Here is a 25,435-nt window from a genome sequence, read left to right as displayed (position 1 = left end):
TATGAAATTCAAGCATAAAAGCGTGCTTTTGCACGAAACAATAGACAATTTAAATCCAAAAGATGGTGGTCTTTATGTAGACGCAACTTTTGGTGGTGGTGGTCACGCCCGATATCTACTCAGTAAGTTAAATAAGGGTACTGTGATTGGATTTGATCAAGATGAGTATGCAATTTCTATGGCAAAAGAGAGTTTTGCCAAGGAGTTACAGGTAGGAGCAGAACCTCGATTAATGTTGGTTCATGATAACTTCTGTCATTTGAAAGAAAATCTGGTAGAGCTGGGGATTTCAGATGGAATAGATGGTATTTATTACGATCTCGGAGTTTCGTCTCCACAGTTTGATCAACCTGAACGGGGTTTTTCTTATCGTTTCGATGCTCGATTAGATATGAGGATGGACCAAAGCCAAGAGTTAGATGCTTATACAATAGTAAACACGTGGTCACAAAAAGAATTAAGTGACGTTTTGTATAAGTATGGAGATGAAAAGTTTTCTCGTCAGATTGCTAGAAAAATAGTTGATCGAAGAAAAGAGAAGCCAATTGTAACTACTTTTGATTTAGTAGATGTGATTAAGGATGCCATTCCAGCATATGCACGACGAAGTGGGGGACATCCTGCGAAGAAGAGCTTTCAAGCTATTCGAGTTGCAGTTAACAATGAATTAGGTGTATTACAAGAATCTCTTGAAGAAGCAATTAAGCTATTGAAGCCAGGTGGTCGAATTAGTGTAATTACTTTTCAGTCTCATGAAGATAAAATCGTCAAAAAGATATTTAAAAAGTATTCTGAAGTCGAAATACCACGGGGAATGCCTATGGTACCGGCTGACAGTAAACCAACATTGCGATTGATTAGTCGCAAACCTATCATGGCAAGTAGCGATGAATTAGAGGAAAATAATCGCTCACACAGTGCCAAGTTAAGGGTTGCAGAGAAATTATAATTTTTAGTTAGTATTTAAGGAGAAAAAGATGGCTGATAGCTCAGCAAGAAATTTAAATTATCAACAAAGTCAACAGCAGACTGAGCAGCCAAAGAAAGCAATTGTTCTTAATCCTAAAAGCGTTCCTTGGACAGCATTTGAAAAAAGTTTAGTCGTTCTAGGTTCACTCATTACATTAGGTTTAATGATTTTATTGGTTTCAGCTAGCATTTCCGCTACTAGTGCTCAACATAAATTAGCAAATGTTGAGCAAACAATAATTTCTCAAAAAAGTCATAACACTGATCTTCGTCAGAAGATTGGTGAATTAACGTCAACTACTAGAATTAATAAAATTGCCCGTGATCAAGGCTTGCACTTGGTTGAGAGTAACATTAGGAATGTCCGTTAATGAAAAAGTTTAATAACTTAAATAGAAATAGATCCAAAGCCCACGGCTACCGCTTTACGGTGGGGAGAATCCTCCAGCTAGTCTTGGCTTTGGTTTTTCTTGTATTTATAGGTAGATTTTTATATATAGGGATTTCAAATCAGGTTGCTGGCGAAAACCTAAATAAGCGTATAAATCAGATTTATAGGCGAAATGAGGTTTTAAAAGCAACCCGAGGAACAATTTATGATAAAAATGGTTTAACTCTTGCTGAAGATGCGCATGTCTTTACTGTATATGCCATCTTAGATAAGAGTTCAATTGATTATCATAATAAGCCAATGTATGTTACGAATAAACGCAAAACAGCACAAAAGTTGGCTGAAGTACTTCCTTTAAGTGAAGAAAAAATATATTCATATTTGACTCCGAAGCATAAGGCTTTCCAGGTTGAATTTGGTTCAGCTGGAACAGGCTTAACTTTATCTCAAAAGGAAAAAATTGAAGAGATGAAGTTGCCAGGAATTAAATTTATCGAAACTCCATCTAGACTTTATCCTAATGGAAACTTTGCTTCTCACATTATTGGTTTGGCACAACCCCAAAAGAACCAAGGAAATAGTACTTTAGTTGGTACGATGGGAATTGAAGCATACTTTGACAAGCAATTAGCCGGTAAAGATGGGTATCGCGAAGCGTTTGTAGATGCAGAAAATTATCAATTGCCTAATAGCCAAAAGAATGCACGTGCTACAAAAGATGGAGACAATGTTTACTTGACACTTGATTCACGACTGCAAACTTACTTAGAGGTTTTAATGTCGCAAGTGCAAGATAAATACAAGCCAAAAGCTTTAACAGCAGTTGTAGAAGATATTAAAACTGGTAAAATTCTGGCTGCTTCTCAGCGTCCTACCTTTAATCCTCAAACTAAAAAGGGATTAGATACATCATGGCGAAATATGTTAGTGCAGGATTCCTATGAACCGGGATCAGTTTTCAAAGTTTTAACTTATTCAAGTGCAATTGAAAGTGGTCATTACAATCCTAATGAACAATACAAGTCTGGAGCAGTCACTGTTCAGGGCTCAACAATTCATGACTGGAACAATAGTGGGTGGGGAAGCATTCCATTTAGCCAAGCATTTCCTCGTTCCAGTAATGTTGGTTTTGTAAAACTTGAACAAAAGATGGGTTCAAAAACTTGGAAAGAATATTTGAATAAATACCGAATCGGTAAAAAGACAGGGGTAACGCTTCCTGGAGAAACCGCAGGTATTTTAAACTTTTCTACTCCGTTGAATCAGGCTGTTACTGCATTTGGACAAGGGGTTAATGTTAATGCAATGCAAATGATGCAAGCATATAGTGCCTTGGCCAATAATGGTCAGATGGTAAAACCTCAATTTGTCGAAAAAATAGTTTCACCTTCTGGTAAAGTAGTAGAAAAGTTTCACCGTACAAAAGTCGGGACACCTATTTATTCTGCTAAAACAGCTAAAACTGTTCTAAAAGGAATGCAAGATGTTGTAAACGCATCTTACGGTACTGGTGCAGCTTATAAAATGCCAGGAAAGAGCATCGCTGTAAAAACTGGTACGGCACAAATAGCTGGACCGCATGGTGGATATTTGACTGGGGATAATAATTATATTTTTTCAGTAGTTGGGGTAACACCTGCTAATAATCCTCGTTATTGTGTTTATTTAACCATGAAGCAACCACAAAAAATGTCCAAACCAGCTGAAACAATTCTTTCTTCTATTTTTAAACCAATTATGAATCGCTTGATTTCACTTTCTGATTCTTCAGCAAAGGTTAATGAAAAAGTAACTGTTCCAGCTTTAACTGGTAAAAGTGTTGAAAAAGCAAAAGAAGATGCTAATAATGCAGGAGTTTCAGTTGAAGTGATTGGAACTGGAAAGAATGTTAGTCGGCAGTCAGTAGGAGCCGGTGTAAAAGAAGATACCGATACAAAGATTTTCCTATATACTGGAGGAAAAGTTACATGTCCAAATATGGTTGGCTGGAGCGAAGATGAAGTTAATAGCTTCATGACGACAACTGATATTCCAATTACGATTAATGGAAAAGGAAAAGTTACTAAACAGTCTATTCCGGCTGGAAAAGTAATTGATAAAAATAGTAAGCTATCTGTAAACTTAAAATAGTAAAAGTTAAAGGAGTAATACAAAATGCAGTTTTCTTTGATACCGTTCATTAGCAGCTTTGCTCTTACGGTTATCTTCTTACCGTTGTTTATTGGTTTCATGCGAATGAAACATGAAGGACAAGTTATTAGAGATGAAGGCCCTAAGTGGCATGAGAAAAAATCAGGTACACCAACTATGGGTGGAGTAGTCTTTATGCTTGCCGGTGTTATTTCTACCTTATGGGTGTTGATTTGGCAAAAAGATTTAAATAAGACTGCATGGATTTTAATTATTGCTTTCTTAGGATACGGAATTATTGGCTTTTTAGATGATGGAATTAAGCTATATTTCAAACGTAACTTAGGCTTGAGAGCATGGCAAAAATTATTAGGACAAATTATTATTGCAGCTTTAATTATTACACTAGCCTTTAGTGATCATTTTGCCTTTGAATTATATATTCCTTTTGCAGGAATGGTAAGAAATTCCTTCCTCTTTAGTTTATTTGTCCTTTTCTGGTTGGTTGGTTTTTCTAACGCAGTTAACTTATCTGATGGTTTAGATGGATTAGCAACTGGTTTATCCATTATTGCTTATGCTACTTATGCTTGGATAGCTTACCAAGAAAGAAATTGGGTTATCGTTGTATTTACTCTCAGTGTAATTGGTGGTTTAGTAGGTTTCTTCATGTTCAATCATAAGCCAGCTAAAATTTTCATGGGAGATGCAGGTTCATTAGCTTTAGGTGGAGGATTAGCCACTGTATCGATTTTCCTTCATCGTCCATGGTCATTGCTTTTAATTGGAATTGTTTTTGTATTAGAAACTTTAAGTGTGATCTTACAAGTTATTTCCTTCCAAACTACTGGAAAGAGAATTTTCAAGATGACACCAATCCATCACCATTTCGAAATGCTTGGCTGGTCTGAATGGAAGGTTGATATTGTATTTTGGATTGTTGGTTTAATTGGAAGTATTATTTATTTAATTATCTGGGGTTAATTTTAAAATGAAAAAAATTAAGACATACGAAAATAAAAATATTTTGATTTTAGGCTTAGGAAAAAGTGGTTTTTCTGTTGCTAAGCTTCTTTTAAAGCTTGGCGCTAAGCTGACTTTAAATGATAAAAAAGATTTGTCTAACGATGATCGTGCTGCTGAATTAGACAAGTTAGGAGTTAGAGTTATTTCTGGATACCATCCAGTAGAGATTTTTGATGAGGAAAAATTTGATTATCTTGTTAAAAACCCCGGAATTCCTTATGAAAATCCAATGGTAGAGAAGGCAGAGAAGTTAGATATTCCAGTTATTACCGAACCTGAAATTGCACTTAATGTCAGTGAAGCACCATATGTTTGTGTTACTGGCTCAAATGGAAAGACAACTACGGTCATGCTTACCCAAAGAATTATGGATCATAATTTATCTAAAAATGGTGGTCATGCTTATGCAGTTGGTAATATTGGTGTTCCAATTTCAGAAGTTGTTGAAAAAGCAACTTCTAAAGATCTCCTAGTAGTAGAAATGTCTAGTTTCCAATTACTTGGGGTAACTGATATTAAGCCTAAAGTAGCTGCCATTGTTGATATTTATAATAATGTTCACCTTGACTACCATAAGACTTTTGACAATTATGTTGAAGCTAAGCTTAGAATTACTCAATCTCAAGATCAAGATGATTATTTCATTGCTAACTTTGATCAAAAGAATATTTTAGAAAAAGAGCTTGATAAGACAAAAGCTAAGGTTCAGACATTTTCGGAAACAGATAAAACTGCCGACTATTTTATTGGTGATGAATATCTTGAAAGCAAAGACGATCATCACATTATGAAGATCAGCGATATCAAGATCCCAGGTATTCATAACCAACAAAATTGTTTAGTAGCGATTGCCATTTCTAAATTAATGGGTGCAGATGATAGTGACATTCAATATGCATTAAGTACTTTTACTGGTGCGACTCACCGTTTGCAATATGTAATGACTTATAATGATCGTAAAATTTATAACGATTCAAAATCAACGAATATTGAAGCTGCTACTGTAGCTATTCCATCATTTAAAGAGCCTGAAGTTTTGATTGCGGGTGGATTAGATCGTGGATTCATGTTTGATTCACTAGTTCCACTATTTAAAAAGCATGTAAAATCAATTGTACTTTATGGTGAAACTAAATATCTTTTAGCTGATGCCGCTCGTAAAGCGGGTATTAAAGATATCGTAATTGTTAATACTTTACAAGAAGCTGTTCCGCGAGCATATGAATTAAGTGAAGCAGGAGATGTTATTTTGTTTTCACCAGCATGTGCATCTTGGGATCAATTTAACACTTTTGAAGAACGTGGAGACTTTTTTGTAAAATTTATTAAGGAATTAAAGACTAAATAAAAATGAGAGTAATTTTTTCTGGTGGCGGAACTGGTGGCCACATATATCCAATTATGGCGTTAATTGAACGTTTGAAAGAACGTAAATTAGTTACAAATGATGAAATTTTGTTTGTTGGGACTGATCGAGGATTAGAATCGAAGATTGTTCCTGCGGCAGGAGTTCCTTTTAAGACTTTAAAAATTAAAGGATTTGATCGAAAGCATCCTCTAAAGAATTTCGAAACAATCGAATTATTTATTAAAGCTACAAAAGAAGCAAAACAAATTATTAAGAACTTTAAGCCTGATGTAGTCGTTGGAACTGGTGGATATGTATCAGGTGCCATAGTTTATGAGGCAGCTAAAATGCATGTTCCAACTATCATTCATGAATCTAATTCAGTAGTTGGACTAGCAAATAAGTTTTTAGCTCATTATGTTGATAAAATTTGTTATACCTTTGATGATGCTGCAAAGCAATTTTCAGAGAAAAAGAAATTAGTAAAAACTGGTAATCCACGCTCACAACAAGTTCTTGGTTTAAATAAAGAAAACATTGATATTGCTAAGAAATGGGATTTAAATCCTAACATGCCAACTGTACTGATTTTTGGTGGCTCACGCGGTGCTTTAGCAATTAATCAAATCGTTGAAAAGTCTTTGCCAGAGCTTGAAACAAAACCATATCAGGTTATTTGGGCAACTGGACAATTGTATTATGGCGATGTTAAGAAAAAATTAGCCGGTAAAGAAGTGAATTCAAATATAAAGATTGTTCCTTATATTGATAATATGCCAGGCTTATTACCACAAGTGACATGCGTTGTAGCACGATCTGGTGCAACTAGTTTGGCTGAATTTACCGCCCTTGGTGTTCCTGTAATTTTAATACCTAGTCCGAATGTAACGCATAATCATCAAATGAAAAATGCGCTTGATATGGAAAAAGCAGGAGCTGCTTTAGTTATTGCAGAAAATGATTTAAATCCTAATAACTTTGTTTCATCAATCGATCATATTCTACTCGATACAAATTATGCAAAGAAGATGAGTGAAGCATCTAAGAAATTAGGTGTTCCAGATGCATCTGATCAAGTAATTTCGGTGATGGAAAGTCTAATTAAAAATAAATAGTGAAAGGGAGTGAGGCATGTGGCTAAGAGAAAAATAACCAAAAAAGATCCTAAAAAAGAATTATCAGGATGGATTGATTATAAAAATAAGACAAACACTAATGAAAAAAGACGGGTCTCTGCCTCACTAACTAAATTGCAAGCTGAACGTCGGCATGCTTTATTGACTCGATTAGGTTTTATAATTTTCTTTTCACTGTGTTGTATTTTAGCTTTAGGATACTATATTTCTCCAAAAGCAAATGTAGCAAGCGTACAGGTTAAAGGAGCGCCTGAATTAAATAGTAGGCAAGTAGTAAAGACTGTAGGTATTTCTCCTGAAAACAAGGTTGTCTTTTGTCTCCTAAAAGGAAAAGAATACAGTAAAAAACTATCAGCTACTTTCCCAGAAATAGCGAAAGTACAAGTGGGCGTCCAAAAAGCAAATCATTTGATTTTAAATATCAAAGAGCGACCAGTAATCGGATATATTCATGAAGGTGACGGCTATCGCAAAATCTTGGCGACTGGAAAAGTAGGTAGCCAAATTATCGCAAGTAACAAAATTGATAAAAATAAGCCTTTGTTTACTGGATATAATCAAAAAGTCTCTCTTAGCGAAGATATCAAGGTTTATGCCAGTCTTCCACAAAATATCCGTGACCAAGTTAAAATGCTGAGTGGTGAAACACGAAGGCCAACGCAGATTATTTTGGTAATGAAAGATAATAATATAGTTATTGGAAATCTTTCTACCATTAAAGGTAAGATGCGCTACTATGACAAAATTAAAAGTCAGCTAAGAGAACCATCTGTAATTGATTTTGAAATTGGTGCTTATAGTAGACCGCTCACACAGGCAGAAAAAGTCAAATTAGGACTGACTTGATATTAGTGAGAACTTAAACCATATGTTAAAATTTATTGTATAGTTATGTTTTGGGGGCATTACCTTGGATAAAACTGATTTACTTGTAGGCTTGGATATAGGAACAACAAGCGTAAAAGCAGTAGTCGCTGACACTGCATCTAATGAAATGCAAATTATTGGTGCTGCAAATGGTCCTACTAAAGGAATGCGGCATGGAAAAATTGTTGATATTGATCAAACTGCTGAAAGTATTAGTGCTGTTTTAAAGAAAGTAGCGCAAAAGACAAATTCAAAGATTTATCGCGTAGTAACTGGAATTCCAGTTGGATTGCTTCAATTAGAAAATGCTGTTGGATTAATTAACATTGAAGAAAATGGCAGAGAAGTTACTGATAATGATGTAAAACGTGTTTTAGTAACTGCTATTGATACAGCATTAAAAGATGGTCGAGAAGCAATTGCTTTCTTACCTAATAAATTTTTAATTGATGGAAAAACTGATGTAGATGATCCGAGAAAAATGATTGCTCATTCATTGGAGGTACACGGTATATTATTGACGGCACCTAGTGCAGATTTACATAATATTCGCAAGGCCATCGAAAGAGCAGGATATCAGAATAATTTCTTTGTACCTACACCGTTAGCAATTGCTAGTGTTGCTCTTGATGAAGGAGAAAGAACCTTTGGTACAGTTCTTCTGGATCTAGGTGGAGGATCAACTACTGCTACTGTTATTCATGAAAATAAGATTAAGTATGCGACAATTGATTTAGAGGGTGGAATTGATATTACCAATGATATTTCAGTTGTTTTAAATACTTCGAAAAAAGAAGCTGAAAAAATCAAACTACAATTTGGTTATGCAGATCCAAGCTTAACTTCTAGTGATAATCAATTTCCAGTTAATGTAGTGGGTGAAAATGCGCCAAAAATGATTGATGAAGAGTATTTAAGTGAAATAATAAATGCTCGTCTTGATCAAACTTTCAGTCGAATTGGAAAAGGATTAAAATCTCATGATGCCTTCAAGTTGCCAGGTGGAGTTGTGATTACTGGTGGAAGTAGTGCACTCCAGGGAATTGATGACATTGTAAAAGAAGATTTTGGCGTAAAGGCTAGAATTTTTCAACCAGATCAAATGGGACTACGCAATCCAATGTACGCTGCTAGCTATGGAGTAGTAAATTATGCTTATAGTTTGGCTGATATTGATTACTTGGTTAACAGTGTTATTTATGGAAACCAGATTACTTCTCCGGTTTCTAACCAATCTTCGTCTCAAGAAAATATGAAATTTTTCAAAAGACGCCTAACTCCTAGTGAAATGGAGCCCAAAGAAGATTATAATAAGACTAGTGCTACATCAACGGTCTCTACCTCTGAAGAGAATGATGATAATAAGAATAATAAAAAAGGAATCAAAGAATTCTTTAAGAAATTTTTTGATTAAATAAGGTGGTTTAGTAAATGGATTTTACTTTCGATTCTGATGACAATAAAAATGCAGTCATTAAAGTAATCGGTGTTGGTGGTGCCGGTGGTAACGCTGTAAACCGAATGATTGATGAAGGAGTACAGGGAGTTTCCTTTATCGCAGCTAACACGGACGTACAAGCTCTTAATAGTAATAAAGCAGAAAATAAGATTCAACTTGGACCTAAACTTACTCGTGGGTTAGGTGCAGGTTCTCATCCTGAAGTTGGTCAAAAAGCTGCTGAAGAGAGCCAACAAACAATTGAAGACTCTTTAAAGGGCGCTGACATGATCTTTATTACTGCTGGTATGGGTGGTGGGACTGGAACTGGTGCTGCTCCTGTAATTGCAAAGATTGCACGTGAAACTGGAGCATTAACTGTTGGGGTTGTTACTCGTCCCTTTACATTTGAAGGTCCAAAGCGTTCAAAAAATGCGGCAGAAGGAATTGCTCAATTAAAGCAATATGTTGATACCTTGGTTATCATTGCTAATAATCGTTTATTAGAAATGGTTGATAAGAAGACACCAATGATGGATGCGTTCAAAGAAGCTGACAACGTTCTTCGTCAAGGTGTCCAAGGTATTTCCGATTTAATTACTTCAACTGACTACGTTAACCTTGACTTTGCAGATGTTAAGACTGTAATGGAAAATCAAGGTGCTGCCTTAATGGGAATTGGTCGTGCTAGCGGAGAAAATAGAACAGTTGAAGCTACTAAACTTGCTATTTCATCTCCATTACTTGAAGTATCAATTGATGGTGCTAAGCAAGTTCTACTTAACATTACTGGTGGACCAGATTTAACTTTATTTGAAGCGCAAGATGCTTCTGATATTGTTTCAAAAGCTGCTGGAGATGGTGTAAATATTATCTTTGGTACGTCAATCAATGCAAACTTAGGTGATGAAGTAGTAGTTACTGTTATTGCAACAGGAATTGACTCAAAGGCTGAGGAAGAAGCTTCAAAACAACCAATGCGTCGCCCTTCACGTCCAGCACGCCAAGAAGTAGTAACTCCAGAACCTACAAAGAGTGAACAACCAGAAGTATCTAAGCCTGCTTCAGCAGATGATACCGAAATTAAGGTTGAAAATACTATTTCTCACGAAGCTCCTACTCAATCTATTCCTGAAGTAAAAGCAGAAAAGAAAGAATCTCAAGATACTTTACTTGACCCCACAAGCGTTTGGAAGCAAGATAGAAAAGAGAACAATCGTCCACAACCTGTAGAGAATAAAGAAAAAGATGACGATGAATTTGATTCATTTAGTTCAGACGACTCCACTAGTATTTCTCAAATTGAAACTAGTGTAGATGATGAATCAGATAATGATATTCCATTCTTCAAACATCGTCGTCAAGATTAGTATTTGGAGGAAGAGATTATGGCTTTCGATAAATTAGGTAGATTTTTTGGTATCTCTGAAGATGATGAAATGAATGAAGTGCCATATACTGAATCAGAGGAACAGCAAGAAGAAATCCCTCAAACTCAAAAAAATGAGAGAAGAGCAAATGTTGTTTCTATTAATTCTGGTGTTAGTGCTACGAGTAAAATCGTTTTATACGAGCCTCGTGTATATTCTGATGCAAAAGAAGTAGCTCAAAATCTTCTAAATAACAAGGCTGTTATTATTAATTTTGCACGTATGGATGATGAACAGGCACGTAGAATCGTTGATTTTATTACTGGTACTGTTTATGCCTTAAACGGTGAAATTCAACGTGTGGGGGACAAGATCTTCTTAGCAACTCCACCAAAATTTGAAACTGATGGTAAAATTGCTGAATTGGTTGAAAAGAAAGATAAAATGGATTAATGGTATTTTCAATTATAGGCTGGATATTACGCATTATTTCTGATTTATTAAATATCTATAGCTTTCTAATTGTTATCTATACTTTACTAACTTGGATCCCAAGACTACTTGTGACTAAAGTGGGGCGAGTACTAGGGAAAATTGTTGAGCCTTATTTGGAGATATTTGAACGTTTTATTCCTCCAATAGCTGGAATTTCCTTTGCTCCCGTTGTAGCTTTGTTAGTAATTTATTTTGTAAATAATTATGTCCTTTATTGGATAGCAAATATAATTAGGTACGTGTTTATTAGATAAAATGGAAAAAAGACAAGCTAGTAGTTTTTATCAACATTTTGATGAAAGTGAAAGACCGACGGTGGATTATTTCGTCGGTCTTTTTAATCAGTTTTTATTTAAAAATGAACCGATTTTAACTGATTTTCTTAATCCTAGAGAACAATATATTTTTCGAGAAATAGTTGGAGGATATGCACAGTTATATAGTTTTGGCGGCTTTTCGAATGCGGAAAAGAAGCGAATGCTTTTATGTGATTGGAGTGAAGGGTACAAGCCCGATGAATTCAATATTTCGCTTTTAGAAATTGCTTATCCTCAAAAATGGTCTGAACTCACTCATAGTCAAATCTTAGGTGTTTTGACGCACCTAGGAATTGAATTGGATACTTTTGGTGATATTATCAATGATGAAAATGGAAATTGGCAGTTCTTCATTAAAGCTGAATTGAAAGATTATTTTCTTGAGGAAATTGATCGAATTGGAAGAACAAAAGTGAAATTATCTGAACTGCCCCTATCCAAAGTTTTAGTGCAGGAAGATGATAGCGAAGAAATGACTTCAGTAGCGATCTCACTTCGACTTGATGCTGTTATCAGTGCGATTACGAACTTAAGCAGAAGCCAAGTTAAGAAAATTATTGAAGCGGGAGAAGTGAAATTAAATTGGCATCTTGTAACACAATCTAATATAATTATTTCTGTACAGGATATGCTTAGTATTCGCCATTATGGGAGATATGAGATTATTAATCTTGCCACTACGAAGAAAGGTAAAAAAAGACTTGAAATAAAAGTATGGCAAGCAAAGAAAAGGTGATAATATGACATTAACGCCAATGGATATCCATAATAAGGAGTTTAGTACAAAACTTCGTGGATATGATTCCAAGCAGGTAGATGGTTTTTTAGATCGAATTGTTGATGCATATGGGGATGCACTCGATCAAATTGTTGATTTAAAAAATGAAAATGTTGAACTAAAGAAAAAAGTAGATAAATTTGAAAAGGTTAAAGATTCGATTAATGAGTCTTTAATTTCAGCACAAGAAAATGCTGAAGAAATTAAAAAAAGAACAAATAAAGAAGCACAAGAAATTATTCAAAAGGCTAACCAAGACGCTGACGAAATAGTTAATAAAGCTCGAGATGAGGGCGAGAAAAAAAGAGCTGACCTTCAAAAGCAATATGATACCTTAAATCATGATTATGAGTTACTTAAGGCAAAAGTAGAAGATTTTAGAGAAGCAGTTCAAGGAATGTTAAAAGATCAGATCAAAGAATTAAGTGATTCTGATTGGCAATATTACCTAGATAAATACTATGGCCGCTCCCGCTTATATCCAGCTGATGGGTCACAGCCTCTCGAGGATGAGCAAATTCCGGATGGACCACTAGAGGATGAAGTGCCGTCTGAAGAAACTAATTCTGCTATTTCAGAGGTTGACAATAATACAGTAAATGAAGTAAACTCTGTTCAAGAAAAGGAAGATAGTGCTGAACTCTTAGATGGAGAAAACTCTGTTAAGGAAAGTATGCATGCTACGGAGGAAAGTTCTGAGCGTCGCGATGGTCCAGTAATTATTTTTCCTGATGATTTAAAAGATAATTAAAATTTAAGTCGACAGTAACAACAAGTAGATACCTTAGCGAGTTAGTGATGGTGAAAGACTAACAACTTTCGAAAGTTAATCAGCTGCCAATTGACTTAAACGTTTTCTGTACGATACACAGAGAATAAGTGGGATAGGGTAAGTGTACCCTATTCAATTTAGGTGGTACCACGAGAAGCTTCGTCCTATTTGGGATGAAGCTTTTTTTGATTAAGAAAGGATTTTTTATGAGAGTCAAAGATACATTGAATTTAGGTAAAACTAAATTTAAAATGCGCGGTAATCTTCCAGTTCGTGAAGCTGAATGGCAAAAAGAATGGGAAGAAAATAAATTATATGAACAAAGATTAAAACTTAATGAAGGCAAACCCCGTTTTGACCTTCATGATGGTCCTCCATTTGCTAATGGTAATATTCACATGGGACACTCCTTAAATAAGATCTCGAAGGATATTATCGTTCGTTTCAAAAATATGAATGGTTACTATGCTCCTTATGTTCCTGGATGGGATACTCACGGGCTTCCAGTTGAACAACAATTAGCTAAAAAGGGCGTTGACCGTAAAACAATGGATCGGGCTAAATATAGAGAACTTTGTCGCCAGTTTGCGGAAGAACAAGTTCAAAAACAAATGGCCGACTTCAAACGCTTAGGAGTAATGGCTGATTGGGATCATCCTTACATTACCTTACAACCAAAATTTGAAGCTGAAGAAATTAGAGTCTTCGGTGAAATGTTTAAAAAAGGTTATATCTATAAGGGTAAGAAGCCTGTTTACTGGTCTTGGTCAAGTGAATCCACTTTAGCTGAAGCTGAAGTTGAATATCATGACATTAAATCACCAAGAATCTATGTTGCTTTTCCAATTAAAGATGGAAAGGGTATTCTAGATTCAGATACTTCACTAGTAATCTGGACTACTACTCCTTGGACTATTCCAAGTAATGTCGGAATTACTGTAAATCCTAAATTTGATTATTCAGTAGTTGAAGTTAATGGTAAAAAGTATGTCATCGGTTCACAACGTCTTTCAGCAGTTGCTGAAGATTTAGGTTGGGAAGATTATAAGGTTGTTAAGACCTTAAAGGGTACCGACTTTGATAGAATGACTTACCAACATCCACTATATGATGTAACTGGGGTGGTAATGAATGATACTTATGTTACTGCTGATGATGGTACTGGACTAGTTCATAACGCTACTGGTTTTGGTGAAGATGACTACAATGTCGGCCGTCGCTATGGCTTACCAGTATTTAGTCCAATGGATGCACAAGGTAGATTTACTAAAGAAGTGCCTGATCCAGACTTAGTGGGAATGTTTTATGATGATGCTAATAAAGTTGTTGCCGATAAGCTTGAAAAAGCTGGCGCACTCTTAAAGCTTAGCTTCTTTACTCACTCATATCCACATGACTGGCGTACTAAGAAACCTGTTATTTACCGTGCAACTACTCAATGGTTTGCTTCAATTGACAAATTTAGAGATCAAATTTTAGCAGAAATTGAAAAAGCTAATTTCATCCCTGCATGGGGTAAGACCCGTCTTTACAATATGATTAAAGATCGTGGTGATTGGGTAATTTCTCGTCAACGTGCATGGGGTGTACCACTTCCAATTTTCTATGCAGAAGACGATACTCCAATTGTTACTCCAGAAACTATTGAACATGTTGCTCAAATCTTTGAAAAAGAAGGTTCTAATGCTTGGTACACTCATACTGCAGAAGAACTACTTCCAGAAGGATTTAAGTCAGAACATTCACCAAATGGTAAGTTTAGAAAAGAAACTGATATCTTAGATGTTTGGTTTGATTCTGGTTCTTCTTGGGCTGGTGTAATGCAAGAGCGTGATGGTTTAGGTTTCCCAGCAGATTTATATCTTGAAGGTAGTGACCAATACCGTGGTTGGTTTAACTCAAGTTTAATTACTTCAGTTGCTGTAACTGGTAAAGCTCCATATAAGCAAGTTTTATCTCAAGGTTTTGTTTTAGATGACAAGGGACACAAGATGTCTAAATCATTAGGTAATGTAATTTCACCTAATGATGTAATCAAGCAAATGGGTGCAGAAATCATTCGTTTATGGGTTGCCGGAGCAGATACTACTTCTGATGTAGCAGTTTCTCAAGATATTTTACGTCAATCTGCTGAAAGCTACCGTAAGATTAGAAATACTATGCGTTTCATGCTTGCTAATACTTCTGACTTTGATCCTAAGGAAGATGCAATTGCTTATCCAGATATGTCCGGTGTAGATCAATATATGGAAATCAAGTTAAATCGCTTGATCGAAGAGGCAATTGAAGCATACAATAAGTTTGATTTTAATAGTGTTTATAAGAAAGTATTTAGCTTCATTTCTAATGATTTATCTGCCTTTTACTTAGACTTTGCTAAGGACATTCTTTACATTGATGCTGAAGACAGTGAAACTCGTCGTTCAATGCAAACTGTAATTTACGATGTTTTAGTTAAGCTAACTAAATTGATGACACCAATCCTTCCACATACTATGGAAGAAGTTTGGGGTTATCTCAAGGAACCAGAAGATTACGTTCAACTTGCTAATATGCCAGAAGTAGACCATTTTGCTAATGAGGATGAAGTTTTAGCAGATTGGAATGCCTTTATGAAAGTTCGTTCAGATGTGTTGAAGGCACTTGAGAAAGCACGGAATGCTAAGGTAATTGGTAAGTCATTTGAAGCACACGTTACTCTCTACCCAACTGAAGAAACGAAGGCACTTCTCGATAAATTAAACGCTAATATCAGACAAATTTTGATTGTTTCTGATTTAACTATTAGTGATGAAGAAGCACCTGAAAATGCTGAAAAATTGCCAACTGCATCCATTGTAGTGGAACACGCTGCTGGTGAAGTTTGTCCAAGATGTCGTCGTACTACAACCGATGTTGGTAGTGACCCACGTTTCCCAGAATTATGTGCGCGCTGTGCAGCTATCGTTGCTGAAAACTTTCCTGAAGCAGAAAAAGAAGGTTTAGAAAAATAATGCGTAAAGGTACTGTTAAACAATTTGATCCAAACTCTGCGTATGGATTTATTGAGGATGATTTAACTCATTCATCTTACTTTGTTTTTTATAAGTCAATTAAAGAAGAAGGTTATAAAAAACTGAACGTAGGTCAAAGAGTTCGTTATCAATTAGCGCAAGGAAAAAAGGGTCTACAATGTATCAACGTTTATGTTGATCATGACTAAAAGGAGAAATTAAGTGAATCTGAGAGAAACTGAAATCTCAAATAAACCTATTTTCGAAGGTAAACTTATTGATTTAAATGTTGAAACTATTAGTTTGCCTAATGGAAAAACAGCTACTCGTGAGATAGTTAAGCATCCTGATGCTAGTGCTGCAATTGCCATCAATGATGAGAAAAAAATGCTTCTTGTAAAGCAATGGCGTGAGCCCATTAAACAATTAACTTTGGAGATTCCTGCGGGTTTAATTGATGAGACAGATGCTTCACCTCTTGATGCAATGAAAAGAGAGTTGAATGAAGAGGGTGGCTATAAGGCTGAGTATTGGGAAAAGGTAAGTGAATTTTATACATCTGTTGGTTTTTGTGATGAAAAAATTCATTTATTCTATTGTGATACTTTGTCAAAAATTGAAAATAAACGTCCTCTTGATGAAGATGAATTTTTAACTCAAGAATGGTACAGTCTGCCAGAATTAAAACAGTTAATTGCTTCTGGAGAAATTATGGATGCAAAAACTGTAATGGCAATTACATTTTGGGAAAATATGATTTTAACAGGAAATCAAAGTAATGACTGAAAAACGAGCAGATTATCGTAAAAAGCAACAAAAAGAAAAAGTAAGCAAAATTTTCGATAATTTTAAACGATTGAGGAAAGATAAGCATCAAGCTGATGTAAGTGATCAAAAAGTTGAGGTTCAAGATTCTTCAAAATTTGAATCAAGAGAGGATCTCGCAAATCGTGCTTTAAAAGAAAAGCGTGAAGATAAGGTTGATCGTTTAAAAAAACGTCTGAACTATGCGATTTTAATTGTTGTTGTTTTGTTAGTTATAGTTTTGTTCGCTTTGTTTAAACTTTAGATTTAGAGGTAAGAAATGAAAATCGCAATTATTGTCCCAATGGAAGAAGAAGCAGAATTCTATAAAAAGCATTTTAAGTCTGAAAATAAAGAAGTCTTTGGCACAACTGAATTTGATCATTTTTCAGTAAATGGAAATGACATTTACTTAGGATTAAGTGGAATCGGTAAAGTTAATGCAGCTATGAATTTGACTAGCCTGTTAACTAAAGAAGATATTGATGTAATTTTTATGACTGGCTCTGCTGGATCACTGCAAGAAGATGTAAAGAGAAAAGATCTAATTTTGCCTAATAAGTTTATGTACTATGATGCTCATAATACTAGTGCAGGTAACTATGTGGAAGGACAAATTCCCCAGGAGCCTGCAGGCTATACTCTGGATAATTCATTCCGTACAAAATTTGCAGCATATTTAAAGGAACATGATATTCCTTTTAAAGAAGGATTGATTGTAACTGGAGATAGTTTTATTGCTTCTGAAGCACAAAAAGATGAGATTAAAAAGAATTTCTCTGACGCATTGGGAGTAGAGATGGAAGGAGCTGCTTTTGCACAAGTAGCTAGACATTTTAATACTCCATTGGTTGCAATTCGTGCTATTTCAGATAATGGAGATGCTAATGCTGACAATGACTTTGATAAATTCGTCAAGGAAGTTGGAGCAAAAGCTGCAAGTATAATTGCATCCTATCTTGAAGAAACAGTTTTAGATTAAACTATTGATAGACTAAGTTCATCGTAACTTAGTCTATTTTTATGTTAAAATAAAAGAGCCACTTCCAAAATGTAAGGAAAGTAAAGAGGTTATAAGATAATATGACTAGGAAAAATGTATACTTAGATAACGCGGCGACTACGCCAATGGATCCAAAAGTTATTGAAAAAATTAGTAGTGAAATGGCTGATGATTTTGGCAACGCTTCTAGTCAACACGCATTTGGTCGTAAGGCTCGTCATGTAGTTGAAACAGCTCGTCATCAACTAGCAGAAACAATTAATGCCCAAGATAAAGAAATAATTTTTACTAGTGGTGGCTCAGAAAGCAATAATACTGCTATTTTTGGTACAGTACGTGCTAGAAAAGATATTGGTAAAAAAATTATTACTACTAAAATTGAGCATCCTTCTGTCTTAAATCCTATGAAACGCTTAGCTCAGGAAGGATACGAAATTGTCTATCTTGATGTCGATGAAACTGGCCATATTAATTTAGACGACTTGAAGAGAGAACTAACACCAGATACAATCTTAGTTTCTATTATGGCAGTTAATAATGAAGTTGGATCAATTATGCCGTTAAAAGAAATTGGTGAATTAGTAAAAGATTCTAATGCATATTTTCATGTAGACGACGTACAAGGCTTCGGAAATATTGAAATTGATGTTAAAGAAATGAACATCGACTTATTATCAACTTCTGCTCATAAAGTTAATGGACCAAAGTTTTTAGGTTTTCTTTATGAAAAAAATGGTCTAAAAGTAAGTAATTTACTTTTAGGAGGCGAACAGGAAACTAAACGCCGTCCCGGGACGGAAAATGTACCAGGTATTGCCGGCTTTGGTATAGCTGCTCAAGAACTAAATGAAATGGATAAGCAGAAGCTGCAAGAGAAGTACCAAAATTTTCAAAAAATAATTCTGGATGAACTTGATAAAAATCAAATTGATTATGAAGTCAATGGAACTCTTGAAGGCAAAGTATCTCACCATGTTTTGAACTTATGGCTAAAAGGTGTAGGTACTTACTCTGCCTTAACTAATTTAGACTTAAGTGGATATGCTGTTTCTGGTGGGTCTGCATGTACGGCAGGTTCTCTTACTCCTTCACATGTCTTACAGGCAATGTATGGGGAAGATTCACCAAGAATTGAGGAATCAATTAGAATTAGCTTTGGTAGATTTAATACTGAAGAAGAAATTCAAGAATTTGCAGCAGATTTAGTTAAGATGTGCAAGCGTCTAGATAAATAGTAAAATTATTTTTTTGAGAATTTGTCTTAAGGTATAATAATAGTAAAATCATATACTTGACACTTACAAAAAATAAGATAATAATATTGAGAGTGATATTTTTATGGCAAATACAGTAATTATTAACGGCGATAATCGTAAATTTACGATTAATCCTGAAATTAAGCGTTATGCATTGATTGATGCAGGTTTCACAAAAACTAAAAGAGGTAATTTTATGTATAAGCATCCCTTATATAATGAGTCCCCTTATAATGCTACCTGTCAATTAAAGCTAACAATTAATGAAGATTTAGATCATTTAACAATGGTAGTTACAGATACTAATGGTTTGCAAAAGGTTAATATTTTTAAGAATAAACAACTAGCGCCAATGGTTGAACTGCTTAACTTCATTTTAAAGGATCTTGAAGATCGCCAAATTATTGCACCTTGCTAAAAGGAGAAAAGGATAAAATGGTAGATAACAGCAAAATTAGAGTCGTTGTTGGTATGAGTGGTGGAGTTGATTCTTCAGTTTCTGCACTTTTACTCAAACAACAAGGCTTTGATGTTGTCGGCGTCTTCATGAAGAATTGGGATGATACTGATGATTCCGGAGTTTGTACGGCAACTGAGGATTACGAAGATGTAAAAAAAGTTGCAGATGAAATCGGTATTCCTTACTATTCTATTAACTTTGAAAAGGATTATTGGGAGCGCGTATTTGAATATTTCTTGGATGAATATAAAAAGGGCAGAACTCCAAATCCTGATGTAATGTGTAATAAAGAAATAAAATTTAAATCTTTCTTAGATTTCGCAATGGATTTAGATGCGGATTATATTGCAATGGGTCACTATGCAGCAACCAGAGTTGACGACAACGGTGTTGTTCATATGATGCGTCCAAAGGATGGCAATAAGGATCAAACTTACTTTTTAAGCCAACTTTCACAAGATCAATTGAAGAAGGTAATTTTCCCACTTGCTAATTTAACTAAGCCACAAGTACGTGAAATTGCTATTGCTTCAGGATTAGCAACTGCTAAAAAGAAAGATTCGACAGGAATTTGTTTCATTGGTGAACGTAACTTTAAAAAATTCTTGAGTGAATTTTTACCAGCTCAATCAGGAAAAATGGTTACTCCAGATGGAAAAGTTGTTGGTGAGCACGCTGGTTTAATGTACTACACTATTGGTCAAAGATCCGGCCTTGGTTTAGGTTCAACTAAGGAATCAACTGATCCATGGTTTGTAGTAGGTAAGGACCTAAAGAAGAACGAGCTAATTGTTGAACAAGGTTATGACAGTAAGCTTTTATATACTACTAGCTTAGATGCAAGCGGTGTATCATTCTTTACAGGCCAACCAGATCACGACGTTGATTTGAAGTGTACTGCTAAGTTTAGATACCGCCAACCTGATGTTGGTGTAACTATGCACTACCGTGCAAAGGATAATACAGTTCATGTTGAGTTTGATGAGCCAGCACGTGCTGTTACTCCTGGACAAGCTATTGTGTTCTACAATGGTGAAGAGTGCTTAGGTGGAGCTACAATTGACCGTGCATACCAAAATGAAAAGCAATTACAACTAGTATAGTTTAGAAGAAGTCTCTTTTGAGGCTTCTTTTTTATTTTTATAAACTGTTATTTTCTCCTCTTAAAACTTATAATAGTAATAAAAGTGGAGGGAAAAGCAAATTATGCAATTATATTTTGTAAGACATGGAAAAACAAAATGGAACTTAGAAGGACGCTATCAAGGTGGTAGTGGTAATTCACCTCTTTTGCCTGAAAGTTACGAAGATATCAAAAAATTAGCTGGATACTTAAAAGGAACAAAGTTTAGAGCTTTTTATTCTAGTCCTTTACAGCGCGCATTAACAACTGCAGTAATGCTTAGAGATGATATGGGAATTACTGTCCCAGTCATTATTGACGACCGTTTAAAGGAGTTCAATTTAGGGGATCTGGAAGGAATGAAATTTGTTGATGCTGAAAGTAAATATCCAGATCAAATAAAAGCATTTCGGTATTTTCCTGATCGTTATGATCCATCAACTTTCCATGGTGAAAATTTTGACCATATGATAAAACGTGGAAAGAAATTGATTGCTGATATTGTAAAAAGATATCCTAACAAGGATGATAAAGTATTATTAGTAAGTCATGGAGCTGCTTTGTGTGCCTTAATTAGAACTCTAGAGGGGTACGATATTGCCGATATTAGAAAGCGTGGCGGCTTAACTAATACAAGTCTTACAATTCTTGATACGGAAGATAATGGAAAGACTTTTGATGAAGTAGCGTGGAATGAAACAAGCTACCTAGATCGAAAAATTACTAGTAGGGATACAATTTAAAATGGATAAAAAGATAGCCAACTTATATGATACTGGCAACGTAGATAAAGCTATACATTTATTAATTGAAAAGATAAACAAACATCCCCAGGATATTGAGAATTATTTGCAGCTTTCAACTTATTTAATTGAACAAAATGCTGCTGATCAGGCGCTAGAACTGTTAGAAAAAGCTCGTGGCCTTGTTAAGCATCCTGAAGATCTAACCTATAACATTGCTGTCTGCTACTACATGCAAGGAGATTTTGCCAAGTCGCTTACGTTGCTTAACTCCATTGCAGATGATGAAGAGACAATGTATCAAAAAGCTTTGATCTTTATGAAATTAGGGCAGTATCAAAAGGCACTAGCCTATGCCTTAACTTTAAAGAATCAGGATGAGCGAACTTTAGAATTAATTGGTGATATTTGGCTTAGTTTGGGTGATTTAAAATCTGCAAATCAAACTTATAATAAAATTTCAGAAGACCAAAGAAATGCAAAAGTTAATTTTTTATTGGGGTTAACTTTATTTGATACTAATCCTGATGAAGCAGAAAAATATTTTAAATTATCAAAAAATCAAGATCCCAAATATTTTGCTCAAGCACAAAAGCAATATAATGCGGTAGCAAAATTGATTAGAGGTAAAAATGGCAGAAACTAGTTTTACTGGACGAATAAATGGAATTGTTTTTGAAAACAATCAAGATCTTTTCAAGATTATTGATGTAGATTTAATCAGTAAATTACCTGATTACGATCGTGATAATATCCGAGTAACTGGAAATTTTGGGGATATCCAAATTGGATCAACTTATAAATTTACCGGTAATATTGTCGTGCACGAAAAATTTGGTAAACAATTTCGTATAAGGTCTTATGAACCAGTTTTGCCTCATGAAGAGGGTAGTTTAGCTAAATACCTTAGTTCTGATAAGTTTCCTGGGATCGGTAAGAGGGCTGCTGAAAAGATCATTGATAGTTTAGGAACAAATGCGTTAGATTTGATTAAGTCAAATCCAACTGAAATTGACAATCTTGATTTGACCCAAAAGCAAAAGGATAGCTTATTATCTGGAATTAATCAGATGGATTCTTTTTCAGAGATTGTGATTAAGCTGGCTAGATATGGGATTAATAAAAAAGTAGCCGGTAATATTTATAAAGTGTATCATGGTGATTCCTTGAAGAAACTAGAGGAAGATCCTTATCAAGCCCTTGGTGAAGTTCGCGGCTTTGGGTTTAAAACTGCGGATAATATGGGACACGCGCTCGGAATAGAACTAAATGATCCTAGAAGAGTTAGGGGAGCACTTCTAAGTATTTTACAGACTGCTCTTAATACCTTGGGAGATACTTATGTTGCACTTGATGAATTATTAACACAGGCTTATGATTTAGTTCAATCTACCTCTTATGATGAGCTTGCTAATAGTGTTAATGAACTTCAAAGGCAAGGAAAAGTTGTTGTTTCAGGTAATAAGGCAGCTTTGCAGACAATTTTTCAAACTGAACTTGATATAGCCACTGAATTAAAACATGTAGTTAATAATCAAGTCGAAAAAGAAGAATTTGATGATAGCGATATTGAAAAAGCAATAAAGCATGTCGAAGAAACACTTGAAATTGAATATGATGATACTCAAAAAAATGCAATTAAAAATGCGTTAAATAATCCAATTTCAATTCTTACTGGTGGTCCTGGTACTGGTAAAACGACAATTATTAATGGAATTTTAATGTGTTTAAAGGAACTTGCGGAAATTCCAAGTGCAGCTTTGTATAGCGATGATCCACCATTTTTACTTGCTGCACCAACGGGTCGAGCTGCCAAGCGAATGAGTGAGGTTACAGATATTTCAGCGAAAACCATTCACCGTTTATTAGGGTTAGGCATCGGTGAAAATGAAGCGACTGATGTAAACGAATTAAACGGTGAGATCTTAATTATTGATGAAATGTCGATGGTTGATATGTTTCTCTTTAAACAGCTTTTATCCGGTATTAATTCAACAAAGAGGATAGTTTTTGTGGGGGACAAAGATCAGCTTCCTTCAGTTGGAGCGGGTAATATTTTCAGCGATTTAATAAGTTCAGGGGCATTTCCAACTACAAAGTTGCAAGTAATTCATAGACAGGGAGAAGACTCCTCAATTATTAAGTTGGCCCATGCAATTAATGATGAAGAAGCAGAAGAGACTATTTTTAATAAAACTAAAAATTACTCCTTTATTCCATGTCAACCAAGCTTGGTGGGGGATGCAATCGATCAAATCGTAAATTTGGCTATTAAACGTGGTTTCAAAAAGGATGATATTCAAGTTCTGGGAGCGATGTACAACGGTCAAGGTGGAATTACTCACTTGAATGATATTTTGCAGGATGTGATGAATCCACTATCAGCAAAAACTAAAGTAATTGAAGCTCACAATGAAAGTTTTAGAATCGGGGACCGAATCCTACAATTACAAAATAATCCAGAAAAAGATATTTATAATGGTCAAATTGGTAAAATTATTGGCCTTAATCCTGATGATAAAGCCAAAATATTAATTGCTGATTTTGACGGTCGTGAAATAGAATTTGGTATTAAAGACTTAAATGATATTACCCGTGCGTATGCCATTACCATCCATAAGTCCCAAGGATCAGAATTTCCGTTAGTAATTTTAAATCTTACGATGCAAAATTATATGATGTTGAGGCGGAATTTGTTATATACCGCCATTACTCGTGCTGAGAAGAATTTAGTTATGGTAGGAGAAAAAAAGGCGTATATTATGGCATTGCGTACTCCAGGTAATGACCGTAAGACTGAGTTAGCAGCTAAAATTAGGCATGAGTTAGGTCTAAAAGAAGTTGAAAATACTTCAAATGTAAATGCGGAACAAGAAAAAAACAAAGCTGAACTTAAAGAAGAAAATGTTGAGCCAGAAAATTATATTTTGACTCCTGAGCTAATTTATTCTGGACAGATTGATCCAATGATTGGAATGGAAGATATTAGATTAGAAGAAAAAAGATAGCAAAATAGCCAGCTCATTATGAGCTGGCTATTTGTCGTTTATTGCAAAAGATCAAAATGATCCACTTCAAATTTTAGATGAAACTTTCTTTTTGATAATTCTTCTCCATCTAACTGACCATACTCAGGATCATCAGTTTTAACTTCAATTGCAGATGATTCAAAATAATGAAATTGGTTACTTTTCATGTGTGATCCATTAATTAGCAACTTAGAAAATAGATAAATAAATTTTACTAAGTTTGGCTTTTCTACAATTGCAATATCTAAGTGATGATTGTGAATGCTAGCAATCGGTAAGATTGGTACGCCGCCACCGAAGTAGGGATGGTTAGTAGTAGTAACTAAATAGGCGTGTTCATAGTAAGAGGTATGACCATTGGTTGAAACTCTGACCTTAAAATTGTCTTGTCCCTTGAGCGCTTGAACAATATTAATTCCGTAAGTTAAGTTACCTATATTAATTTTATTAAATTTAGTTTTTAGTTTTGAGTGGTTCGTTTTATTAACTACATAAGCATCAAAACCAATTCCTAAATTGTTAACAAAGTATCTTGTCTCACCGTTAATTAGATCATGGTATTTTCCGCAATCTACTTTAGTAACGGTCGGATTATTTTTTAGATGTCTAATCAATTTTAGAGGATCTGTTTCAAGTTTAGCTGCTCTAGCAAAATCATTTCCAGTGCCTGCTGGGAAGTAGGCAAGGGGAGTGTTAGGCTGCTCTGAATTTTTAACACCATTTAAAGCTTGGTTTAGAGAACCATCGCCACCGACTACAATAACATATTCATTTCTAGAACTAATCTCATTGGCTACCTTGGTTGCAATTGGAACCAATTGTCCCGGATAATTGGAGATATGAATGTCATAGTCCATTTTTTCATTTTTAAGTACAGTTTCAATTTGCTTGAGAGCTTTTTCGCCTCTATTGCTCCCTGATTTTAGATTTACCAGTAAATGAATCTTTTTCATTATTTTTTGCCTATGTAATATAAAAATAAGCCCC

Annotated in this window: 25 protein-coding genes; 24 read left to right on the top strand and 1 reads right to left on the bottom strand. The window is 35.0% G+C overall.

The genetic code is table 11. The annotated features are described in order from the left end of the window. The first annotated feature begins 1 nt into the window (after position 1). The 24 genes from rsmH to recD2 all read left to right on the top strand — a co-directional run bounded on the left by rsmH (position 2) and on the right by recD2 (position 24,427). A complete protein-coding gene (rsmH, locus tag H0I41_RS05845; RefSeq protein ID WP_041818606.1) occupies positions 2-949 on the top strand; it encodes a 16S rRNA (cytosine(1402)-N(4))-methyltransferase RsmH in 948 nt (315 codons plus the stop codon). Between the two features lie 28 nt (positions 950-977). Beyond that, the gene (gene ftsL / locus H0I41_RS05840) at positions 978-1,340 is read left to right on the top strand and encodes a cell division protein FtsL (RefSeq protein WP_004897582.1); all 363 of its coding nucleotides are present in this window, start codon (positions 978-980) and stop codon (positions 1,338-1,340) included. Beyond that, positions 1,340-3,490, top strand: a complete 2,151-nt coding sequence (locus H0I41_RS05835) for a penicillin-binding protein (RefSeq protein WP_135014351.1) — start codon at positions 1,340-1,342, stop codon at positions 3,488-3,490. The genes ftsL and H0I41_RS05835 overlap by 1 nt, the downstream gene beginning before the upstream one ends. A 24-nt stretch (positions 3,491-3,514) precedes the next feature. After that, entirely contained in the window at positions 3,515-4,474 is a 960-nt protein-coding gene (mraY, locus tag H0I41_RS05830; RefSeq protein ID WP_004897580.1) for a phospho-N-acetylmuramoyl-pentapeptide-transferase, read from the top strand. A gap of 7 nt (positions 4,475-4,481) precedes the next feature. Next, positions 4,482-5,864: a UDP-N-acetylmuramoyl-L-alanine--D-glutamate ligase gene (murD, locus tag H0I41_RS05825; protein WP_061400788.1), complete on the top strand. Its 1,383-nt coding sequence runs from the start codon at positions 4,482-4,484 to the stop codon at positions 5,862-5,864. Between the two features lie 2 nt (positions 5,865-5,866). Further along, positions 5,867-6,979 (top strand): undecaprenyldiphospho-muramoylpentapeptide beta-N-acetylglucosaminyltransferase, encoded by a 1,113-nt coding sequence (gene murG / locus H0I41_RS05820; protein WP_061400789.1) that lies wholly within the window; start codon positions 5,867-5,869, stop codon positions 6,977-6,979. An 18-nt stretch (positions 6,980-6,997) separates the two neighbouring features. Then, positions 6,998-7,846, top strand: coding sequence for a cell division protein FtsQ/DivIB (locus tag H0I41_RS05815; protein ID WP_135014352.1), 849 nt, complete (start codon positions 6,998-7,000; stop codon positions 7,844-7,846). Positions 7,847-7,910: 64 nt separating this feature from the next. Then, positions 7,911-9,281 carry a cell division protein FtsA gene (ftsA, locus tag H0I41_RS05810; RefSeq protein ID WP_004897577.1) on the top strand — a complete coding sequence of 457 codons (1,371 nt, stop codon included), beginning with the start codon at positions 7,911-7,913 and terminating at the stop codon, positions 9,279-9,281. A gap of 17 nt (positions 9,282-9,298) precedes the next feature. Continuing rightward, positions 9,299-10,675 (top strand): cell division protein FtsZ, encoded by a 1,377-nt coding sequence (gene ftsZ, locus H0I41_RS05805; RefSeq protein WP_004897576.1) that lies wholly within the window; start codon positions 9,299-9,301, stop codon positions 10,673-10,675. A gap of 18 nt (positions 10,676-10,693) precedes the next feature. After that, entirely contained in the window at positions 10,694-11,128 is a 435-nt protein-coding gene (locus tag H0I41_RS05800) for a cell division protein SepF (protein WP_004897575.1), read from the top strand. Next, positions 11,128-11,424: a YggT family protein gene (locus H0I41_RS05795; protein ID WP_011161845.1), complete on the top strand. Its 297-nt coding sequence runs from the start codon at positions 11,128-11,130 to the stop codon at positions 11,422-11,424. Before H0I41_RS05800 ends, H0I41_RS05795 begins: the two co-directional genes overlap by 1 nt. Before the next feature lies 1 nt (position 11,425). Further along, entirely contained in the window at positions 11,426-12,223 is a 798-nt protein-coding gene (locus H0I41_RS05790; protein WP_004897574.1) for a YlmH family RNA-binding protein, read from the top strand. A gap of 4 nt (positions 12,224-12,227) precedes the next feature. Continuing rightward, positions 12,228-13,016: a DivIVA domain-containing protein gene (locus H0I41_RS05785; RefSeq protein WP_053106981.1), complete on the top strand. Its 789-nt coding sequence runs from the start codon at positions 12,228-12,230 to the stop codon at positions 13,014-13,016. A gap of 227 nt (positions 13,017-13,243) precedes the next feature. Next, complete coding sequence (gene ileS, locus H0I41_RS05780) at positions 13,244-16,030, top strand: isoleucine--tRNA ligase (protein WP_041818519.1); 2,787 nt, start codon at positions 13,244-13,246, stop codon at positions 16,028-16,030. Beyond that, positions 16,030-16,239, top strand: a complete 210-nt coding sequence (locus tag H0I41_RS05775) for a cold-shock protein (protein ID WP_004894259.1) — start codon at positions 16,030-16,032, stop codon at positions 16,237-16,239. Before ileS ends, H0I41_RS05775 begins: the two co-directional genes overlap by 1 nt. A 13-nt stretch (positions 16,240-16,252) precedes the next feature. Next, the gene (locus H0I41_RS05770; RefSeq protein WP_011161848.1) at positions 16,253-16,816 is read left to right on the top strand and encodes an NUDIX hydrolase; all 564 of its coding nucleotides are present in this window, start codon (positions 16,253-16,255) and stop codon (positions 16,814-16,816) included. Then, on the top strand, positions 16,809-17,099 hold the full coding sequence (locus tag H0I41_RS05765) for a hypothetical protein (protein WP_011161849.1): 291 nt from the start codon (positions 16,809-16,811) through the stop codon (positions 17,097-17,099). Before H0I41_RS05770 ends, H0I41_RS05765 begins: the two co-directional genes overlap by 8 nt. Before the next feature lie 15 nt (positions 17,100-17,114). Then, positions 17,115-17,816: a 5'-methylthioadenosine/adenosylhomocysteine nucleosidase gene (locus H0I41_RS05760; protein ID WP_004897569.1), complete on the top strand. Its 702-nt coding sequence runs from the start codon at positions 17,115-17,117 to the stop codon at positions 17,814-17,816. 101 nt (positions 17,817-17,917) lie between these two features. Continuing rightward, positions 17,918-19,072 (top strand): cysteine desulfurase family protein, encoded by a 1,155-nt coding sequence (locus H0I41_RS05755; protein ID WP_011161850.1) that lies wholly within the window; start codon positions 17,918-17,920, stop codon positions 19,070-19,072. Between the two features lie 103 nt (positions 19,073-19,175). Beyond that, positions 19,176-19,511, top strand: coding sequence for a DUF1831 domain-containing protein (locus tag H0I41_RS05750; protein ID WP_011161851.1), 336 nt, complete (start codon positions 19,176-19,178; stop codon positions 19,509-19,511). 17 nt (positions 19,512-19,528) lie between these two features. Further along, the gene (mnmA, locus tag H0I41_RS05745; protein ID WP_182094506.1) at positions 19,529-20,656 is read left to right on the top strand and encodes a tRNA 2-thiouridine(34) synthase MnmA; all 1,128 of its coding nucleotides are present in this window, start codon (positions 19,529-19,531) and stop codon (positions 20,654-20,656) included. Between the two features lie 103 nt (positions 20,657-20,759). Beyond that, complete coding sequence (locus H0I41_RS05740) at positions 20,760-21,419, top strand: histidine phosphatase family protein (RefSeq protein WP_011161852.1); 660 nt, start codon at positions 20,760-20,762, stop codon at positions 21,417-21,419. Position 21,420: 1 nt separating this feature from the next. Continuing rightward, positions 21,421-22,065, top strand: coding sequence for a tetratricopeptide repeat protein (locus tag H0I41_RS05735; protein WP_011161853.1), 645 nt, complete (start codon positions 21,421-21,423; stop codon positions 22,063-22,065). After that, positions 22,052-24,427, top strand: coding sequence for an SF1B family DNA helicase RecD2 (gene recD2, locus H0I41_RS05730; RefSeq protein ID WP_135014353.1), 2,376 nt, complete (start codon positions 22,052-22,054; stop codon positions 24,425-24,427). Before H0I41_RS05735 ends, recD2 begins: the two co-directional genes overlap by 14 nt. 38 nt (positions 24,428-24,465) lie before the next feature. On the opposite strand, the gene H0I41_RS05725 is transcribed toward recD2, so the two are convergent. After that, the gene (locus tag H0I41_RS05725) at positions 24,466-25,401 is read right to left on the bottom strand and encodes a diacylglycerol/lipid kinase family protein (RefSeq protein WP_014567597.1); all 936 of its coding nucleotides are present in this window, start codon (positions 25,399-25,401) and stop codon (positions 24,466-24,468) included. Positions 25,402-25,435 lie beyond the last annotated feature (34 nt).

This window comes from Lactobacillus johnsonii (assembly GCF_014058685.1).
Classification (GTDB): domain Bacteria; phylum Bacillota; class Bacilli; order Lactobacillales; family Lactobacillaceae; genus Lactobacillus.
This window is presented reverse-complemented; position numbering and strand designations above follow the sequence as displayed.

Bases quoted from the DNA above. Each gene is read 5' to 3' on its own strand.
- H0I41_RS05740 (WP_011161852.1), top strand. From the start codon at position 20,760: ATGCAATTATATTTTGTAAGACATGGAAAAACAAAATGGAACTTAGAA.
- ftsZ (WP_004897576.1), top strand. From the start codon at position 9,299: ATGGATTTTACTTTCGATTCTGATGACAATAAAAATGCAGTCATTAAA.
- H0I41_RS05775 (WP_004894259.1), top strand. From the start codon at position 16,030: ATGCGTAAAGGTACTGTTAAACAATTTGATCCAAACTCTGCGTATGGA.
- mraY (WP_004897580.1), top strand. From the start codon at position 3,515: ATGCAGTTTTCTTTGATACCGTTCATTAGCAGCTTTGCTCTTACGGTT.
- ftsL (WP_004897582.1), top strand. From the start codon at position 978: ATGGCTGATAGCTCAGCAAGAAATTTAAATTATCAACAAAGTCAACAG.
- H0I41_RS05835 (WP_135014351.1), top strand. From the start codon at position 1,340: ATGAAAAAGTTTAATAACTTAAATAGAAATAGATCCAAAGCCCACGGC.
- ileS (WP_041818519.1), top strand. From the start codon at position 13,244: ATGAGAGTCAAAGATACATTGAATTTAGGTAAAACTAAATTTAAAATG.
- H0I41_RS05790 (WP_004897574.1), top strand. From the start codon at position 11,426: ATGGAAAAAAGACAAGCTAGTAGTTTTTATCAACATTTTGATGAAAGT.
- H0I41_RS05785 (WP_053106981.1), top strand. From the start codon at position 12,228: ATGACATTAACGCCAATGGATATCCATAATAAGGAGTTTAGTACAAAA.
- H0I41_RS05800 (WP_004897575.1), top strand. From the start codon at position 10,694: ATGGCTTTCGATAAATTAGGTAGATTTTTTGGTATCTCTGAAGATGAT.
- recD2 (WP_135014353.1), top strand. From the start codon at position 22,052: ATGGCAGAAACTAGTTTTACTGGACGAATAAATGGAATTGTTTTTGAA.
- H0I41_RS05795 (WP_011161845.1), top strand. From the start codon at position 11,128: ATGGTATTTTCAATTATAGGCTGGATATTACGCATTATTTCTGATTTA.
- H0I41_RS05760 (WP_004897569.1), top strand. From the start codon at position 17,115: ATGAAAATCGCAATTATTGTCCCAATGGAAGAAGAAGCAGAATTCTAT.
- rsmH (WP_041818606.1), top strand. From the start codon at position 2: ATGAAATTCAAGCATAAAAGCGTGCTTTTGCACGAAACAATAGACAAT.
- mnmA (WP_182094506.1), top strand. From the start codon at position 19,529: ATGGTAGATAACAGCAAAATTAGAGTCGTTGTTGGTATGAGTGGTGGA.
- H0I41_RS05725 (WP_014567597.1), bottom strand. From the start codon at position 25,401: ATGAAAAAGATTCATTTACTGGTAAATCTAAAATCAGGGAGCAATAGA.
- H0I41_RS05735 (WP_011161853.1), top strand. From the start codon at position 21,421: ATGGATAAAAAGATAGCCAACTTATATGATACTGGCAACGTAGATAAA.
- murD (WP_061400788.1), top strand. From the start codon at position 4,482: ATGAAAAAAATTAAGACATACGAAAATAAAAATATTTTGATTTTAGGC.
- H0I41_RS05750 (WP_011161851.1), top strand. From the start codon at position 19,176: ATGGCAAATACAGTAATTATTAACGGCGATAATCGTAAATTTACGATT.
- H0I41_RS05755 (WP_011161850.1), top strand. From the start codon at position 17,918: ATGACTAGGAAAAATGTATACTTAGATAACGCGGCGACTACGCCAATG.
- H0I41_RS05765 (WP_011161849.1), top strand. From the start codon at position 16,809: ATGACTGAAAAACGAGCAGATTATCGTAAAAAGCAACAAAAAGAAAAA.
- murG (WP_061400789.1), top strand. From the start codon at position 5,867: ATGAGAGTAATTTTTTCTGGTGGCGGAACTGGTGGCCACATATATCCA.